This is a genomic window from Kribbella sp. CCNWLW201 (assembly GCF_037203805.1).
GTDB lineage: Bacteria > Actinomycetota > Actinomycetes > Propionibacteriales > Kribbellaceae > Kribbella.
Map to the genome: position 1 here is coordinate 389,942 of NZ_JBBCBQ010000003.1, position 16,170 is coordinate 406,111.

Sequence of the window (16,170 nt, forward strand, 5' to 3'; positions counted from 1 at the left end):
AGCCCGTCCTACGCGCGGCCGTGAGACGTTCGGGTACGGCGGGCCAGTGAGTCGACGCCCACTGCGAGCAGCAGTACGACGCCGGTGACGAAGAAGCGGTAAGAGGAGTCGAGGCTAAGCAACGTCAATCCGCTGGAGATGGATTGGATCACCAGGACTCCCAGGACGGCGGCGAAGGCGGTGCCTCGGCCGCCGAACAACGACGTACCGCCGATGACGGCTGCGGCGATGGCGTTGAGGTTGACGTCGCCACCGCCGCTCGCCTGGTTGGCTGCGGCGAGGCGGGCGGCGCCCAGGACACCACCGTAGGCGGCGAGCGTCGTACAGATGGCGAAGGTGGACGTGTAGACGAGCCGCACGTTGATGCCGGCCCGGCGTGCCGCCTCGACGTTGCCGCCGACCGCGTAGACCGCCTTGCCCCACTTGGTCGAGGTCAGCGCATAGTGCAGCACCAACGCGAGTGCGACGAACAGGACGAACATCCAGCCGATCCCCCGCGTCCGGTTCAGGTACCAGACCGCGAACCCGAGACCCAGCGCGAGTACGCCGCTCCGCACCAACAGGAACTGGGTCGATCGGGCGGACAAGGACGCCGTACGACGTTTGCGCGCGTGCAGGAAGCCGACGGCGAAGAGCACACCCGCTGCCAGCACCACGAGGACGTAGGACAACCAGGCGGGGACGAACTGCAGTTGCGCGAATTGCACCAGTCCGGAGTCGTACGGCAGGTTCACCGACCCGATCGCGCCGAGCGCCTTCAGCTGCAACCCGAGGAACGACAACAGCCCGGCCAGCGTGATCACGAAGGTCGGAATCCCGACCCGGTTGAAGATCTCGGCGTACAGGAACCCGATCGCGCACCCGGTGACCAGCGCGAGCAGCACCGCCGCCCAGGCCGGCCAGCCCTCCTTGACGAAGAGAATCGCCATCAGCGCAGCCGACAGTCCGCTGATCGAACCGACCGACAGGTCGATCTGGCCGACCAGCAGGACGCAGACGATGCCGAGGGCAATGATCCCGACCGGGACGCATTCCATCAGCAGGTTCACCAGGTTGGTGCTGGACAGGAAGATCGGGTTCATGATCTGCAGCACCACGCAGATCACCAGCAGCCCGGCGACCACCGGGAGCACCCCGAGCTCACCGGCCCGGACCCGGTCCACCAGGGCCGTTACGGACCCGCGCAGTCCGGACGCCTGCCGGAGCCGCTCGTCGGTCAGATCGGCTGCGGTCACTGGTCGACTCCTTCGATGCTGTCCTGAACCCGGGCGGCACGTTGAGCGACCACGTTGTCCGCAGCGCCCGTGATCGCGGCCACGATGTCTTCTGACGACGTACTGCGGGCGTCGAACACCCCGTTGTTGCGGCCGAGGCGCAGTACGACGACCTGATCGGCGACTGCCCGGACGTCGGCCATGTTGTGGCTGATCATGATCACGCCGTGGCCGTTCTCGCGGAGCCGGTCGATCAGGTTCAGCACCTCGGCGGTCTGGGCGACGCCGAGGGCGGCGGTCGGCTCGTCCAGGATGATGATCTTCGGGTCGCCGAGCAGCGACCGCGCGATCGCGACCGTCTGCCGCTGACCACCGGACAGTGCCGCGACCGGCAGCCGGACGGCGGGCAGCTTGGCCGACAACTGCCGCAGCAGTTCCCAGGACTTGACCTCCATCGCGACGTGGTCGAGCCGGTACGGGCCGACCTCCTGGCCGAGGAAGAGGTTCTCGATCACGTTGAGGTTCTCGCACAGCGCGAGGTCCTGGAACACGGTCGCGATCCCGAGCTTGTGCGCCGCCGCCGGGCCCGGGATCGTCACCTCCCGGTCCTCGAAGACGATGGTGCCCGCGTCCGGCGCATGGACGCCGGACAGCACCTTGACCAGCGTGGACTTGCCCGCGCCGTTGTCGCCGACGATCGCGACCACCTGACCGGCGTCCACCGTGAGGTCGACGTCGGTCAGGGCCGCGACGGCACCGAAGTGCTTGCTGATGCCGTCCAGGTGCAGCGTCGCCATCAGCTCAGGCCCAGCTCCGTGCAGGCCGCCTTGTACTCCGCCGTGCAGACGTCGGCAATCTTCACCGCGAACCCGGGCTCCTTGAGGATCTCGGCGATGTTCTCCTTGGTCACGACAGTCGGCGTGAACAGCTCGGACGGCGTGTCGAACAGGGTCGTCTTCCCGGCCGGCTTGTTGCCCTGGGCAAACTCATGGGCGACCACCGCGGCCGCGTCGGCGACGATCTTGATCGGCTTCGAGATGGTGTTGTACTGGTCGCCGGCGATGACCCGCTGCAGCGCCGCCAACTCGGCGTCGTTGCCGGTCACCGGCGGGACCTTGGCACCGGCCGCCTTGAAGGCCGCGATCGTCGCGCCGCCGGTGCCGTCGTTCGCGGCGACCACGCCGGCGATCTGGTTCGGGAACCGGGTGATCTGACCGCTGACCCACTCCTGCGCCTTCGGCGGCGCCCAGCCCGGGGTGTCGAACTCGGAGAGCAGCCTGTAGCCACTCGGGTCGACCGCGCTGTGGATGCCCTTCTTGATCAGGCCGGCCGCGGCGTCGGTGGGCGATCCGTTCACCTGCAGGATGCCGCCGGTCGCCTTGGTCGCCTTCAGGTGGTCGACCAGCGACTGGGCGATCAGCTGGCCGATCTTCTCGTTGTCGAACGAGATGTAGTAGTCGGCCTTCTTGTCCGGGATCGGCCGGTCGTACGCGATCACCGGGACACCCTGGCTCTGCGCGGTCTGCACGATCGAGGCGGCCGCGGCGGAGTCGACCGGGTCGATCACGATCGCCTTGACGCCTTGGGCCAGCATCGAGTTCGCCTGCTGTTGTTGCTTGGCCGGATCGGCGGCGGCGTTCTGGTAGAGCACGGTGCACCCGGCGCAGAGCTCCTTCATCTTCGCCGTGAACAGCGGCGCGTCGAACAGCTCGTACCGGGTCGAGGCGATGTCCGGCATCAGGAAGGCGATCTTCGCGTCCGAACCACCGCCCGCCGTGCCGCCCTCGTCCGCACCGCACGATGCCGACGCCAGCGCCACCAGCCCAGCGACCGCCAACACCATGAACCGCCTCATCTGACCACACCTCTCAACCGATCCTGTTAACTTCGCACCAGATCGTGTTACAAAACCTCAGGTGTGTGCACGCTGTCAAGATCCAGCCACGTAAAGAAACCCCAGCCAGTCCCTGGCTGGGGTTCTCAGTGATTGCTTCAGACGGTGATCACGAAGCCGGTGTGGCCGCTCGGCCGCTCCTCGACGACGTCGACCCGCTCGACCCGGGCGTACGTCGGCCCGTGCCGGACCCACTCGACCATTCGCTCGACGTCTTCCTCGGCTCCCTCGAAGAGCGCCTCGACGGTGCCGTCAGGCGCGTTCCGCACCCATCCGCGGACGCCCGCCCGCCGCGCCTCTCGACGGCAGCTGTCCCGGAAGAACACTCCCTGGACGCGCCCGTGCACGACAACGCGACGACAGATCACTCGTTGGGCACCTTGAGGTAGGTGAGGCCACGCAGGTCCAGATAGGTGTCGGTCGGCGTGGTGACGACCCGGAGGAGTACGCCGTCGCAGCCGACGCAACGGGCGACCAGCCCAGGTGCATCGACGTACAGCCTCGTGTCGGCGAACACACCGGTCTGGCCGCACCCGGCGCAGCGAGCGATCGCCGCGGTGATGTCGACCGCGAAGAGTTCGCTCAGGGCACCCGCCGCCGCGTTGCCGTCGAGATACCTGACTTCGGTCATCGCGGGCCTCCTGTCGGGCCGAAACGTTCGGTTCTCACTCGGGCCGGGTCGTGTCCGGCCGCGACCAGCAGGTCCGCCACCGTTTCCACGAACGGCGTCGGGCCACACACGTACGTCGTCGGCGACTCCGCCGGCGTGAAGGCGAACTCCTCGATGTGGTCGGCGTCGATCCGCCCGATGCGCGGCTCCCCCGGCGGCGCTTCCCGCGTGTACACGAGGCGTACGTCGACGTGGTCCCCCGCGGCCAGCGTCTTCAGGTCGTCCACGTAGATCACCGAGGTGGGACGTCGTACCGAATAGAGGAGGCGGACGGGCGTCGTACTGTCCGCCTCTGCATGGGTGCGCAGCATTGCCATCAGCGGAACGATCCCCGATCCCCCGCCGATCAGCTGCACCGGCCCCTCCTGCTCCGGCTTCCACACGAACCAGCCGCCGACCGGCCCGCGGATCTCCAGCGGATCGCCGACCTTCAGTACATCGACCAGGTACGGCGAGACCTCGCCGTCCGGCACCTGCTCGACGGTCAGCTCGATCGTGTCACCGGTCCACGCGGACGCGATCGAGTACGACCGGGAGGCCCGATAGCCGTCCGGTGCGGTCAGCCGCACGTCGAGGTGCTGACCAGCCAGGTGCCCAGGCCACTCCGGCACGGCGAGAACGAGTGTGCGAGCGGTCTCCGTCTCACGCCGTACGTCGGTCACCGTGGCAACCTGCCAGGTCAGTCGCCGGCGTATCGCTGTTCTTTCCATGGATCTCCGTACTCGTGGTAACCGGCGGTCTCCCAGAAGCCCAGGTCCTCGCTGTCGGACAGGACAAGCCCGCGGACCCACTTGGCGCTCTTCCAGAAGTACAGATGTGGCACGAGCAGGCGGGCCGGACCACCGTGTTCGGGATCCAGCGGCTCGCCGTCGTACTCGTAGGCGATCCAGGCCTGGCCGTCGAGCAGGTCCTCCAGCGGCAGGTTGGTCGTGTAGCCGCCGTAGCTGTGCGCGAGCGCGAAGTCGGCGGCGGTCTCGACGTCGGCGAGCAAGGTGTCGAGCGAGACGCCCTTCCAGCTCGTCTCGAACTTCGACCACCTGGTCACGCAGTGGATGTCCTTGGTGATCTCCTCGGCCGGCATTCCGAGCAGGCCGGCCCAGTCCCACCGGTACGCCTCACCCGTCTCTGTCGTGACAGTGAACTCCCAGTGCTCGGTCCGGATGTGCGGTGTCGGCCCGGCGGACAGCACCGGGAAGTCCTGCGTCTGATACTGCCCCGGCGGAAGATCCGACCCACCCCGCCGACGCCCGGTGAACCCCGGCGACACGATCCCCATCGCGACCTCCCTCTTCGCACCTGAGGGAAGTCAATCACGACTCGGCCGGATGTCCAGCCCTCCGACAGGCGCGATCGACAGGCGGCGAGCGCGGGAGCGAACTAGAATTCTGGTCTCCAGACCTCGGCGGCCGCGGCTGCCGGGAGGGAAGCGCTGATGAGCGAATGGTTCGCTTTACGCCCCACTGTCGTCACCGAAGCACCGGTGCCCAAGCGAGCCACCGAGCCAGTGCCGCCGGCGGATCCCGACGCGGAGGTGACGCCGCCGAGCGAGGACGCCCCGGCGGACGAGTGACGGCTACACCCCCATCGTCCGCCCGATGATCTCCTTCATGATCTCGGTGGTGCCGCCGTAGATGGTCTGGATGCGGGTGTCGAGGTAGGCCTTGGCGATCGGGTACTCGGTCATGAAGCCGTAGCCGCCGTACAACTGCAGGCAGCGGTCGACCACCCTCTTCTGCAGCTCGGTGGTCCACCACTTCGCCATCGCGGCCTCGGCCACGGTCAGCGTGCCGGCGTTGAGTTCCTGGATGCACCGGTCGACGAAGACGCGGGCGATCTGGGTCTCGGTGGCGATCTCGGCGAGCACGAACCGGCTGTTCTGGAACGAGCCGATCGGGCGGCCGAACGCTTTGCGGTCCTTCACGTACTCGAGCGTCGTGGCCAGCAGGTTCTCGCACGCCGCGGCCGCGACCACCGCGATGGCGAGGCGTTCCTGCGGCAGCTTCTCCATCAGGTAGACGAAGCCCTTGCCCTCCTCGCCGAGCAGGTTCGCGACCGGTACCCGGACGTTGTCGAAGAACAGTTCGGCGGTGTCCTGCGCCTTGAGGCCGATCTTGTCCAGGTTGCGGCCGCGCTCGAACCCGGGCATCCCGCGCTCGACCACGAGCAGCGAGATCCCTTGAGCGCCGGCCGCCGGGTCGGTCTTCGCGACGACGATGACCAGGTCGGCCAGGATCCCGTTGGAGATGAACGTCTTCTGGCCGTTCAGCACGTAATGGTCGCCATCGCGCCGAGCCGTGGTCTGGATGCCCTGCAGGTCGCTGCCGGCACCGGGCTCGGTCATCGCGATCGCGGTGATGGTCTCACCGGAGCAGAACCCGGGCAGCCAGCGTGCCTTCTGCTCGTCGGTGGCATAGTCGAGCAGGTACGCCGAATTGATGTCGGTGTGGATCGCGAAGCCGACCCCACTCGCGCGGGCCCGGGTCAGTTCCTCGATGACGACCGCGTTGAACCGGAAGTCGCGGGCACCGCCACCGCCGTACTCCTCCGGCATCATGAAACCGAGCAGCCCCGCATGGCCGGCTGCGGTCCAGACCTCGCGCGGGACGATGCCCGCCTCCTCCCAGGCGTCGTGATGCGGCACGATCTCCTTGTCGCAGAACGCTCGCGCGGTCTCCCGGAAGGCATCGTGATCGGCGTCGAACAGCTGACGTTCCACGGGCGGTTTCCTCTCAGTCCTGAACGGCCGCGCCGGCGTTCAGCAGGTCGTCGATATCGGTGATGCCCCAGTCGGCGAGGGCTTCGCGGGTGTGTTGGCCGGCCCGGGCGGGCGGTCGGTCGAGGCTGGTCGGCGTACGGGAGAAGCGTGGGGCGGGGGCGGCCTGGCGGACGCCGTCCTTGTCCACAAAGGTGCCCCGGGCAACGAGATGGGGGTGGTCGGCGGCGAGTGGGAGAACCGGAGTGACGCAGGCGTCCGAGCCGTCGAACACGTCTGCCCACTCGGCCTGGGTGCGCTGCAGGAACGTCTCGGTCAACACCTTGCGGAGCTCGGGCCAGTTGGCCGGGTCGTTGCGATCCGGGACGGTGATGCCGAGCTTGGCGATGAGCTCGTCGTAGAACGGCTGCTCCAGGGCGCCGACCGCCACGTGCTTGCCGTCCGAGGTCTCGTACACGTCGTAGAACGGCGCACCGGTGTCGAGCAGGTTCGTGCCGCGTTCCTGCTTCCACGCGCCGGCCGCGAGGGCGCCGAGCATCATCGTGGTCAGGTGGGCGGAACCGTCGACAATCGCCGCGTCGACAATCTGACCACGGCCGCTCTGCTCTGCTTCGTGCAGTGCGGCCAGTACGCCGATGACGAGGTACAGCGAGCCACTGGCAAAGTCGCCGAGCACGTTGGCCGGCACCTGCGGCGGACCGCCCGCACGACCGATCAGGTGCAGAGCACCCGACAGCGCGATGTAGTCGATGTCGTGCCCGGCGGACTGAGCCAGCGGACCGTCCTGACCCCACCCGGTCATCCGCCCGTAGACCAACCGAGGGTTGATCGCGTGCAGGTCGTCGGGTCCGAGCCCGAGCCGCTCGGCGACTCCGGGCCGGAACCCTTCGACCAGTACATCGGCCTGCGCGACCAATCGCCGTACGACGTCGATCGCGGCCGGATTCTTCAGGTCCAGGGCCACGCTGCGGCGACCGCGGTTGACCAGGTCGAGCTCGGGCGGCCCGAAGGACAGGCCGCCGCCGGGCCGGTCGATGCGGAGGACCTCGGCGCCGAGCTCGGCCAGCATCATGCAGGCGAACGGCCCCGGGCCGATCCCGGCCAGCTCGACGATCTTGACCCCCTGGAGTGGACCCATGCCCGCTATTGTGACAGTCCTACTGTCACAGTCGTCAAGTCATCCTGCGCGCCACGACGAGAGCGCTCGCCGGAACGAGCACGCTCAGCGTGGTGACCGCGGCCAGCACGGCCGACCAGCCGGGCGAGTCACCCTCGAGGTGGCCGAGGTGGAAGAACAGGTGCGGGACCGCGAACGCCAGGTACGCGAGCAGCGCGACGACCGTGAGCAGCCGGTCGAACCGGACCGCGGCCGCGATCAGCACGATCGCCAGGCCGAGCGTCGCGCCCCCGAAGTCGCGGAACAGATGCTCGCTGTACGGCGGCGTCCAGTCGACCGTCGGCAGCTTGTAGAACTCCGCGGGGAAGAACGTCAACGCCAACCCGAGGACCACCTGGTACGCCGCGAACACGACCAGGACGGACCGCACATAGCCCCTCATCCGACGTACTCCTCGAACGTGATCCGACCGTACGACGGCCCGTCGACCAGCGCGGCACCGGACGCATACGCGCGGAACACCTTGCCGGGCACGCGGACCCCGACCACCGGTCGGCGAGAAGACCGAGCGGCCTTCCAGACCCGGGCGAGGTCAGCGACTCGCCGTCGCTCCGGACCACCGATATCGGGCGCGCGACCGTTGACCGGCAGATCGGCGACGAGTTCGGTCAGACGGACGGCGACATCCTCGACCGCGATCGGCTGCAGCGTGACCGAAGGAGCAAGAAGTACTGGAAGTCGCACGCTGAAGATCCGGTCGATCAGGTTGTGGAACTGGGTCGCCCGCAAGATCGTGTACGGCGTCCCGGAGTCCGCGACCAGCCGTTCGACCTCGAGTTTGTACCGGTAGTACGGCAGCGGGATCCGGTCGATGCCGACAATCGACATGACCACCACGTGAGTCGACGCCGGCGTGACCTGGAGCAGGTTGCGCGTCTGCGGCACGTCCCGCCGGCCGAGTGCGGTCGCGAGATGCACGATCGTGTCGACGCCATCGACAGCAGCCGCGATACCGCTGCCGCGCGTCAGGTCTCCGGTGATCACCCCCGGTCCCGTCGTACGACTGAGGACGCGGACGTCATGACCGGCCGCGCGAAGGTGTTCAACGGTGGGCCGGCCAAGGGTGCCGGTACCACCGGTGACGAGAATAGTTGCCATCTGGTGTCCTTTCGGGTTCACCAGTCCAGATCCCGCAGCCCTCCGATTCGTGACAGCTGACCGAGTGCGAACGTGAGCTTGTCCGGATTCATCACGAACTCCAGCTCGCTGACCTGGTCGCCGGCGAACTCGATGAAGCAGACCGCCTCGACACCTTCGGGGCTGACGGCAACGAGTGCCGGCCGGCCGTTCGCCTCGCCGAACCGGGCTTCGATGCCCTGGCCGAACCGCTGGAGCACGCCGACCAGGTACCGGGCGACGCGGTCGCGGCCGGTGATCGCGTTCCGGGCCGCGAACGTCTTGCCGCCGCCGTCGGCCCGCGACACGACGTCCTCGGCGAGCAACGCCTCCAGCTCGCCGATCTCACCGAGCCGGGCGGCCGCGATGAACCGCTCGACCAGCTTCCGCCACTCCCCCGGATCGACCTCGCGCTCCTGCGGTTGCTCGGCGGCCACCCGCTTGGCCGCACGGGACGCGAGTTGCCGGGCGTTGGCCTCGGAGGTGCCGATCAGCTCGGCGACCTCGCGATGGCTGTAACCGAAGGCCTCCCTCAGGACGTACGCCGCTCGCTCGGCCGGAGTCAGCCGTTCGAGCAGGAGGAGCAAGGCGAACGACACCGACTCGCGCTCGGCAACCAGCTCCAGCGGGCCGAGCTCGCTGAAATACCGGCCGGTGAGCACCGGCTCCGGTAACCACTCCCCGACGTACGTCTCCCGCCGTACCCGAGCCGACGTCAGCTGCTTGATCGACAAGTTGGTGACCACCTTCGCCAGGAACGCGCCGGGATCCTTCACCGCCTCCTGGTCGACGCCCTGCCACCGCAGCCACGCCTCCTGAACGATCTCCTCGGCATCGCTCGCCGTACCGAGCATCCGATACGCGATCCCGAACAACCGTCCGCGCACCCGCTGGAAAGCCGTCAGCCCGTCACTCACCCCACCAGTCTTGCGGATCACTCCGTCGAGGGCCGACGGGCCAGCCGCTCGTCGGCCACCGCGTCCGCTGCGAGGCGAGCCCGTGGATCACAGCCCAAGGCGGCCAGGAAGGCGTCCCGGTCCAGGGTTCGGGCCGAGACGCGCGACGTCGCGGTCGCCGTCGCGGTCCGCGGCGTGTCACGAAGCAGCGCGATCTCACCGAACGCGGCGCCGGTCTCGAGTACGTTGATGACAGCGCCTCCTTGGCTGAACGTCACGGTCCCGTCGGCGATCAGCACGTAGCGGTCGCCGTACTCCCCCTCGGCCATGATCACGTCGCCCTCACTGAACTCGGCCCGCCCCAGCCGCGTCCCAAGGTTGTCCAGCACCGGAATCGGCAGGCCGGCGAACAACGACTGCCGTCGCAACAGATCCACCTCGACATCATGCCGTTCCAGCCGCGCGTCGAACCGGCGCAGCCACGGCACCGCCACCACGGCGGCAACCGGCAGGAACACTCCGATGCTCACCAGCGCACCGCGGACGCCGATCAGGTCGACGAGCACTCCGGCGAGCGCGGCCCCGAGCGCCATCCCGACCTGGAACAGCGCCTCGAGCAGGCCGAACGCCTTCGCCTGGGCGTGGTCGGGCACCGCACGCGGCAACGCGCTGAACGCGCTGACATCGAGCAGAACGTTGCCGACACCAACGATCGCGAACAGCACCGCGGCCACGGCGAAATGGGGGAACGCCGCTGCCAGGGCGAGGGGCGTACCCCAGAGCACCAGGCCGATCCCGAGCGAGCGGTACAGCCGGCCGACACCGGCGATGGCGAGCGCCGCGGGCAGGCCAAGCATGCCGCCAACTCCGATCGCGCCGAGCAGCAACCCGATCGCGCTGTCGTCGAGGTGCAAGGACTCGATCACGAAGACGACGACGATGACGTTCAGGGCACCGCGAACGATCGTCTGGCAAGGCACCAGTACGGCGATCACGGCAGCCTCCGGCTTGCCGAACAACGCGCGGACCGCAGCCGCCCGCCGCGGGGTCTCGGCAGCGGGAGCCAGCATGGCCGGTGCCTGCAGCCGTCCGGCCAGCAACCCGGCAGCGATCAGCAACACCGCGGTGACGGCGATCGTCCACATCGGCCCGCCGACAGCCAGCAGTAAGCCGGCCAGCAGCGGACCCAGCAGAGTCGTCGCACCGTCCAGGAACCCGGCCGCCGCCGTACAGGCGACAAGCTCGGACGGTTTCGTCACCAGGCACGGCATCAAGGCCGAGGTGACCGGCCGGAACGACCCGTCCGCGACGCCGATCAGGGCCGCCAGAGCGAGGAGCACCCAGAGTGGACCGTCCGCGATCATCGTCACCACGACGCCGATCGAGGCCGCCGCCGACAGCCCGGCCATTGCCCGCAGCAACGGACCGTGGCCGAGCCTCCCGGTCAGAGCGGTGGCGATCGGCACGCCGACCGCGGGTACGACGGTGCGCAACACGCCGTACACCGCAACACCGCCCAGGCCGTTCTGCTCGAACAGGTACGCCGAGATGGCCACCAACTGGGCCAGGTCCGCGGTCCGCACCAGCGCCAACGAGAGTTGGCAGTTCCGTAATGAGCGGCTGGCGAACACCACCCGGACCGACGCGAACCGACGACCGGAGACCCCCAGCCGACGGATCGCCATGTGCTGATAGTGACGCGGGCAAGCGGTTTCGGCAACCGTTACCATCGTGCCCAGGATCGCGGTGAGGGGAGGGGGCGCGGTGTCCGCACTCAATCAGGAGACTCGTCTGCCTCCAACCGGTGTGGTCACCTTCCTGTTCACCGATATCGAAGGCAGCACCAGGAACTGGGAGCGGCATCCGGACCAGATGCGCACCGCCCTGGGCCGCCACAACGCGTTGCTGCGTACGGCGATCGCGGACAACGACGGCCTCGTCTTCGAGACCGCGGGCGACAGCTTCGTCGCGATCTTCGAGCGGCCGCTCGACGCGGTCCAGGCCGCGGTCGATGCCCAGAGCACCCTGCTCGAGGCCGAGTGGCCCGAGCCGATCGGCCCGCTCAAGGTACGGATGGCAGTGCACACCGGGCCGGCCGAGCAGCAGGCCGACGGGTACTACGCACAGCACACGCTGTCCCGGCTGTCACGGATCCTTGCCACCTGCCACGGCGGACAGATCCTGCTCTCGGCCGTGACCGAGGCACTGGTCCGCGACGCGTTGCCGGAGGCCGTCGAACTGGTTGCCCTCGGCGAGCACCGGCTGCGGGACCTGATCGCACCGCAACAGGTCTTCCAGCTCAACGCCCCCGGGCTTGCGGACTCGTTCCCGCCGCTGCGCTCTCTCGACATCCGGCCGAACAATCTGCCGGTGCAGCTGACCGCGCTGATCGGCCGGGAGAAGGAAGTCGACGCGGTGGTCACGCTGCTGTCGCGACCCGAGGCGCGCGACACCCACATCCTGACGCTGACCGGGCCGGGCGGCACCGGCAAGACCCGCGTCGGCCTGCAGGCAGCGGCCGAGCTGATCGACCGATTCGACCACGGAGTGAGCTTCGTCAACCTGGCGCCGGTCACCGACGCCGAGCTGGTCGCGCCGGCGATGGCGCTCGCCCTCGGGGTGAAGGAGGTGGCCGGCGAGCCGATCATCGACACCTTGAAGACGAATCTGCGGGACAAGCGGATGCTGCTGCTGGTCGACAACTTCGAGCAGGTGACCGCGGCGGCTCCGCAGGTCGGCGAGCTCGCCTCGGCCGCGCCCGGCGTCAAGGTGCTGGTCACCAGCCGGGTGCCGCTGCGCATCACCGGCGAGAACGAGTACCCGGTCCCGCCGCTCGCGCTGCCCGATACCGCCCGGTTGCCGGCACCGGCCGAGCTGACCCGCTGCGAAGCGGTCCGGCTGTTCCTCGAACGGGCCACCGCGATCAAGCCGGGCTTCCGGCTGACCGCCGAGAACTCGGCCGCGATCGCGGAGATCTGCGTCCGGCTCGACGGTCTCCCGCTGGCAATCGAGCTGGCCGCGGCCCGAATCCGGCTGCTCACGCCACAGGCGATGCTGGCCCGGTTGCAGAACCGGCTGAAACTGCTCACCAGCGGCGCCCGGGACGCGTCCGACCGGCAGCGAACGTTGCGTGGCGCGATCAACTGGAGCTACGAGCTGCTCTCCCCACCCGAGCGGCAGCTGTTCCGGCGGCTCGCGGTGTTCACCGGTGTGCGGACGCTGGAGGCGATCGAGGCAGTCTGCGCCGACGGCCTGGAGATCGACGTACTGGACGGGGTCGAGTCGCTGGTCGAGAACAACCTGGTCAACCACCACGAGAGCGCGGACGGCGAGCCCCGGTTCACCATGCTCGAGACGATCTACGAGTTTGCCCGGGAGATGCTGACCGGCAGCGGCGAGCTCGCCGAGTTGCAACGCCGGCACGCGGAGTACTACGCCGAGTTCGCCCGGAACGCCCGGTTGGAGCCAAGTGGGAAGCCGGGCGAGGGCGACGACCTCGAGCTGCTGGAGCTCGAGCACGACAACTTCCGCGGCGCACTCGAATGGGCTGTCGCAGACATCGAGCGGGCTGCCCTGGCCGCTGGACTCGCCCAATCGCTCAGGCGGTTCTGGTACGTCCGGGGCCACTGGGCCGAAGGGGCGGAGTGGCTCGCGAAAGCACTGACCGTCACCGCCGGGCAGGACATCCCGGTCCGGGCCGAGCTGCTGTACGGCGCGGGAGTGATGGCGGTGGAACGCGGGGACCACCTCGCCGCCCGCCGCTTTCTGGAACAATCCCTGCAGGCCTACCGCGAGCAGGGTGACGAACGCTGGGTCGCGGTCGCGCTGACCAAACTCGGGGACGCGTTCTACGCCGGTGGTGACTACGACACCGCGCGCCGGCTGATCCAGGAAGCCCTCGAACAGTCTCGCCGGCTCGGCGACCTGTCGCACGCCGGCCGGGTCCTGACCAATCTCGGTGAGGTGTTCCGGGCGCAGGGCGAGCATGCGGCGGCCCGAAAACTCTACGAGGAGGCGATCGCCGCAGGCGTGGCCGATCAGACCGGGTCGACAGCCGATATCGTCGTCCACTCCAACCTCGGCTTCGTGGTCCATCGGCAGGGCGAGCTGCAGCTGGCGATGACGCTGTTCCGGGACGTGCTGACGAAGGCGGAGAGGTTGGGCTACCAGCAGAGCATCGCGCTGTCGTTCGTCGGACTGGCCGGGGTGGCGGCCTCGTTCGGCACCGCGAACCGGGCCGCGCGGTTGATCGGCGCGGCGGACCGGCTGCTCGACGAGATCGGCGCGAAGCTGTGGCCCGCGGATCGGCTCGCCTACGACCACAACGTCGCCGCCGTCCGCGCGGAACTCGACGAGGCCGAGTTCCGCCGGCAGCACGACCTCGGGCGCGCGATGACGACCGCGGAGGCGGCCGACTACGCCCTCAACCGCTGAGGCTCAGCGGAACGTCTCGGCAGCGCGCTGGATCTTGGTGTAGAAGTCGGTCCAGGCGGCTTCGTCCATCAGGTCGGCGTCGCGGCCGCCCTGACCGTCGATCATTTCGCGGACGATGTCGGCGTGACCGGCGTGGTGGGCGGTCTCGTCGACGACCCGGACCAGTAGAGCGCCGAACGTCGTACTGCGCTTGCGCTCGGCCCAGTGCGGGACCTCGGCCGGGGTGTCCAGTGGGAGCTCGGCGATGCTGCGGTCGCTGTGGGCGCACGCGGCTCGGTAGAGGCCGGTGATGTACTCGGTGCTCTCGGACGGCAGGGCCCACATGTCGGCGCCTTCCCACACCGTGCCGTCCTCTTCCCACGGCAGCAGCTTCTCCGGCGGGCGGCCCACGCTGGTCCCGAGGTAGACGTACTCGATCCCGACGAGGTGCTTGACCAGGCCGAGCAGGTTGGTCCCCGACGGCACCAGCGGGCGGCGCCGGTCGTACTCCGACAGCCCGTCCAGTTTCGCCAGCAGCAACGCGCGCGTGTCCTGGAGGTACTTCTGCAGCTCGGTCGCCAGAGGATCCGTCATGCCGAGGACAGTAATAGGACGCTCAGACAGTTTTCGGCGCACCCGGTGGGATGAAAGGTGCCCCAGTCGGGCCGCCCTCGATCAGCTTCATCAGAGCGCCCGTGTCGACGTGTGCGTCGATGGCGTCCGCGAGCCGATCGAGGCGAGACTCGCGAAGCGCGGCGAACGAAACCGTGCCGTCGGGGGCGGGTTTGCCGGTCAGCTCGGCGACCTCGGTCAGGAACGCATGCCGCGCCGCATCGTCATCGAGCAGCCCGTGCCAGATCGTGCCCCACGCGTTCCCAACCCGGCATCCACCCGGGAAGTCAGCCGCCTCCCCCGTGACCGTCACGACGCCGTGATGGATCTCGTACGCCGTCGGCGCCGGCCGAGCCAACACCTTCTCAGCGGCAAATACCGTTGCTACCGGCAACAGCTCGAGACCGGTGTGCTCGCCACCATCCTCGACACCGTGCGGATCCGAGATCGCACCACCCAGCAACTGATACCCACCACAGATCCCCAGCACCGGCCGCCCGGCGGCAACCCGAGCGGCCACCGCATCCGCCAGACCGTGCTCCCGCAACCACTCCAAGTCCGCCACGGTCGCCCGCGACCCAGGGAGTACGACGAGATCCGCGTCCCGCACCTCGGCCGAGCTCGTCGTGAAGAACACATTGTTGGTCGGCTCGACCGCGAGCGCATCGAGATCGGTGAAGTTGCTGATCCTGGGGAACCGGACCACGGCGACCGTGAGTACGTCGGCCGAGGTGGTCCGCCGTACGGGGATGTCCAACGCGTCCTCGGAGTCCAGCCACAGCTCGGGCAGCCACGGGAGCACGCCGTACGTCGGCCGGCCGGTCACGGTCGTCAGCATGTCGATCCCCGGTTGGAGCAGCGACACGTCACCGCGGAACTTGTTCACCAGGAACCCACTGAGCAGCGCCTGATCAGAGGCATCCAGCAGCGCGACCGTGCCGAACATCGACGCGAACACTCCCCCGCGATCGATGTCGCCGACAACGACCACCGGCGCCTGGGCATGCTGCGCGAGCCCCATGTTCACGTAGTCGGACTGCCGCAGGTTGATCTCCGTCGGGCTGCCCGCGCCCTCGCTGATCACCACGTCGTATCTCGACGCCAGATCGTCGTACGCCGCGAAGGCCGCCTTGGCCAGCTCGGCCCGCTCGGTCAGGAACCCGCGCGCGGTGAGCTCACCCCACGGCTCCCCCATCAGGACGACGTGGCTGCGGCGATCGCTGCCCGGTTTGAGCAGCACCGGATTCATCGCGGCCTCCGGCTCGGCACCGGCGGCGACGGCCTGGATCCACTGGGCCCGGCCGATCTCGGCGCCGTCGGCACAGACCATCGAGTTGTTCGACATGTTCTGTGCCTTGTACGGCGCCACCCGCACACCCTGACGCGCCAGCCACCGGCACAGCCCGGTCACCACGGTTGTCTTGCCCGCGTCGGACGTCGTACCGGCAATCAGGAGTGAACCCAC

17 protein-coding genes are annotated in these 16,170 nt (G+C 68.7%); 2 read left to right on the plus strand and 15 right to left on the minus strand.

The features are described 5' to 3' along the window. Positions 1-8: 8 nt before the first annotated feature. From V9K99_RS17280 to V9K99_RS17310, 7 genes are all read right to left on the minus strand, one after another. Positions 9-1,235 carry a sugar ABC transporter permease gene (locus V9K99_RS17280; protein WP_336999966.1) on the minus strand — a complete coding sequence of 409 codons (1,227 nt, stop codon included), beginning with the start codon at positions 1,233-1,235 and terminating at the stop codon, positions 9-11. Continuing rightward, positions 1,232-2,011 carry an ATP-binding cassette domain-containing protein gene (locus tag V9K99_RS17285; protein WP_336999965.1) on the minus strand — a complete coding sequence of 260 codons (780 nt, stop codon included), beginning with the start codon at positions 2,009-2,011 and terminating at the stop codon, positions 1,232-1,234. The genes V9K99_RS17280 and V9K99_RS17285 overlap by 4 nt, the downstream gene beginning before the upstream one ends. Further along, the gene (locus tag V9K99_RS17290; RefSeq protein ID WP_336999964.1) at positions 2,011-3,069 is read right to left on the minus strand and encodes an ABC transporter substrate-binding protein; all 1,059 of its coding nucleotides are present in this window, start codon (positions 3,067-3,069) and stop codon (positions 2,011-2,013) included. The genes V9K99_RS17285 and V9K99_RS17290 overlap by 1 nt, the downstream gene beginning before the upstream one ends. A 137-nt stretch (positions 3,070-3,206) precedes the next feature. Further along, the gene (locus V9K99_RS17295) at positions 3,207-3,476 is read right to left on the minus strand and encodes an acylphosphatase (protein WP_336999963.1); all 270 of its coding nucleotides are present in this window, start codon (positions 3,474-3,476) and stop codon (positions 3,207-3,209) included. Continuing rightward, the gene (locus tag V9K99_RS17300) at positions 3,473-3,739 is read right to left on the minus strand and encodes a DUF6510 family protein (protein WP_336999962.1); all 267 of its coding nucleotides are present in this window, start codon (positions 3,737-3,739) and stop codon (positions 3,473-3,475) included. Before V9K99_RS17300 ends, V9K99_RS17295 begins: the two co-directional genes overlap by 4 nt. After that, entirely contained in the window at positions 3,736-4,488 is a 753-nt protein-coding gene (locus V9K99_RS17305; protein WP_336999961.1) for a ferredoxin reductase, read from the minus strand. The genes V9K99_RS17300 and V9K99_RS17305 overlap by 4 nt, the downstream gene beginning before the upstream one ends. Continuing rightward, complete coding sequence (locus tag V9K99_RS17310) at positions 4,458-5,054, minus strand: sulfite oxidase-like oxidoreductase (RefSeq protein ID WP_336999960.1); 597 nt, start codon at positions 5,052-5,054, stop codon at positions 4,458-4,460. Before V9K99_RS17310 ends, V9K99_RS17305 begins: the two co-directional genes overlap by 31 nt. A 156-nt stretch (positions 5,055-5,210) precedes the next feature. On the opposite strand from V9K99_RS17310, the gene V9K99_RS17315 reads away from it, so the two are divergent. Then, the gene (locus V9K99_RS17315; protein ID WP_336999959.1) at positions 5,211-5,348 is read left to right on the plus strand and encodes a hypothetical protein; all 138 of its coding nucleotides are present in this window, start codon (positions 5,211-5,213) and stop codon (positions 5,346-5,348) included. A gap of 3 nt (positions 5,349-5,351) precedes the next feature. Here the strand turns inward: V9K99_RS17315 and V9K99_RS17320 are convergent, their stop codons facing one another. From V9K99_RS17320 to V9K99_RS17345, 6 genes are read right to left on the minus strand one after another with little or no spacing between them, the layout of a single operon-like run. Further along, positions 5,352-6,494: an acyl-CoA dehydrogenase family protein gene (locus V9K99_RS17320; RefSeq protein ID WP_336999958.1), complete on the minus strand. Its 1,143-nt coding sequence runs from the start codon at positions 6,492-6,494 to the stop codon at positions 5,352-5,354. Between the two features lie 13 nt (positions 6,495-6,507). Then, entirely contained in the window at positions 6,508-7,629 is a 1,122-nt protein-coding gene (locus tag V9K99_RS17325) for a CaiB/BaiF CoA transferase family protein (RefSeq protein ID WP_336999957.1), read from the minus strand. Between the two features lie 34 nt (positions 7,630-7,663). Then, positions 7,664-8,050, minus strand: a complete 387-nt coding sequence (locus V9K99_RS17330) for a hypothetical protein (protein ID WP_336999956.1) — start codon at positions 8,048-8,050, stop codon at positions 7,664-7,666. Then, a complete protein-coding gene (locus tag V9K99_RS17335) occupies positions 8,047-8,766 on the minus strand; it encodes an SDR family oxidoreductase (RefSeq protein ID WP_336999955.1) in 720 nt (239 codons plus the stop codon). The genes V9K99_RS17330 and V9K99_RS17335 overlap by 4 nt, the downstream gene beginning before the upstream one ends. Before the next feature lie 17 nt (positions 8,767-8,783). Continuing rightward, on the minus strand, positions 8,784-9,701 hold the full coding sequence (locus tag V9K99_RS17340; RefSeq protein WP_336999954.1) for an RNA polymerase sigma-70 factor: 918 nt from the start codon (positions 9,699-9,701) through the stop codon (positions 8,784-8,786). Positions 9,702-9,718: 17 nt separating this feature from the next. After that, the gene (locus V9K99_RS17345; RefSeq protein ID WP_336999953.1) at positions 9,719-11,365 is read right to left on the minus strand and encodes a cyclic nucleotide-binding domain-containing protein; all 1,647 of its coding nucleotides are present in this window, start codon (positions 11,363-11,365) and stop codon (positions 9,719-9,721) included. 79 nt (positions 11,366-11,444) lie between these two features. On the opposite strand from V9K99_RS17345, the gene V9K99_RS17350 reads away from it, so the two are divergent. Then, positions 11,445-14,114, plus strand: coding sequence for an ATP-binding protein (locus tag V9K99_RS17350; RefSeq protein ID WP_336999952.1), 2,670 nt, complete (start codon positions 11,445-11,447; stop codon positions 14,112-14,114). 3 nt (positions 14,115-14,117) lie between these two features. On the opposite strand, the gene V9K99_RS17355 is transcribed toward V9K99_RS17350, so the two are convergent. Together V9K99_RS17355 and V9K99_RS17360 are read right to left on the minus strand one after the other, a co-directional pair. Further along, a complete protein-coding gene (locus V9K99_RS17355; protein ID WP_336999951.1) occupies positions 14,118-14,687 on the minus strand; it encodes a DinB family protein in 570 nt (189 codons plus the stop codon). A 22-nt stretch (positions 14,688-14,709) separates the two neighbouring features. Further along, entirely contained in the window at positions 14,710-16,170 is a 1,461-nt protein-coding gene (locus tag V9K99_RS17360; RefSeq protein ID WP_336999950.1) for a cobyric acid synthase, read from the minus strand.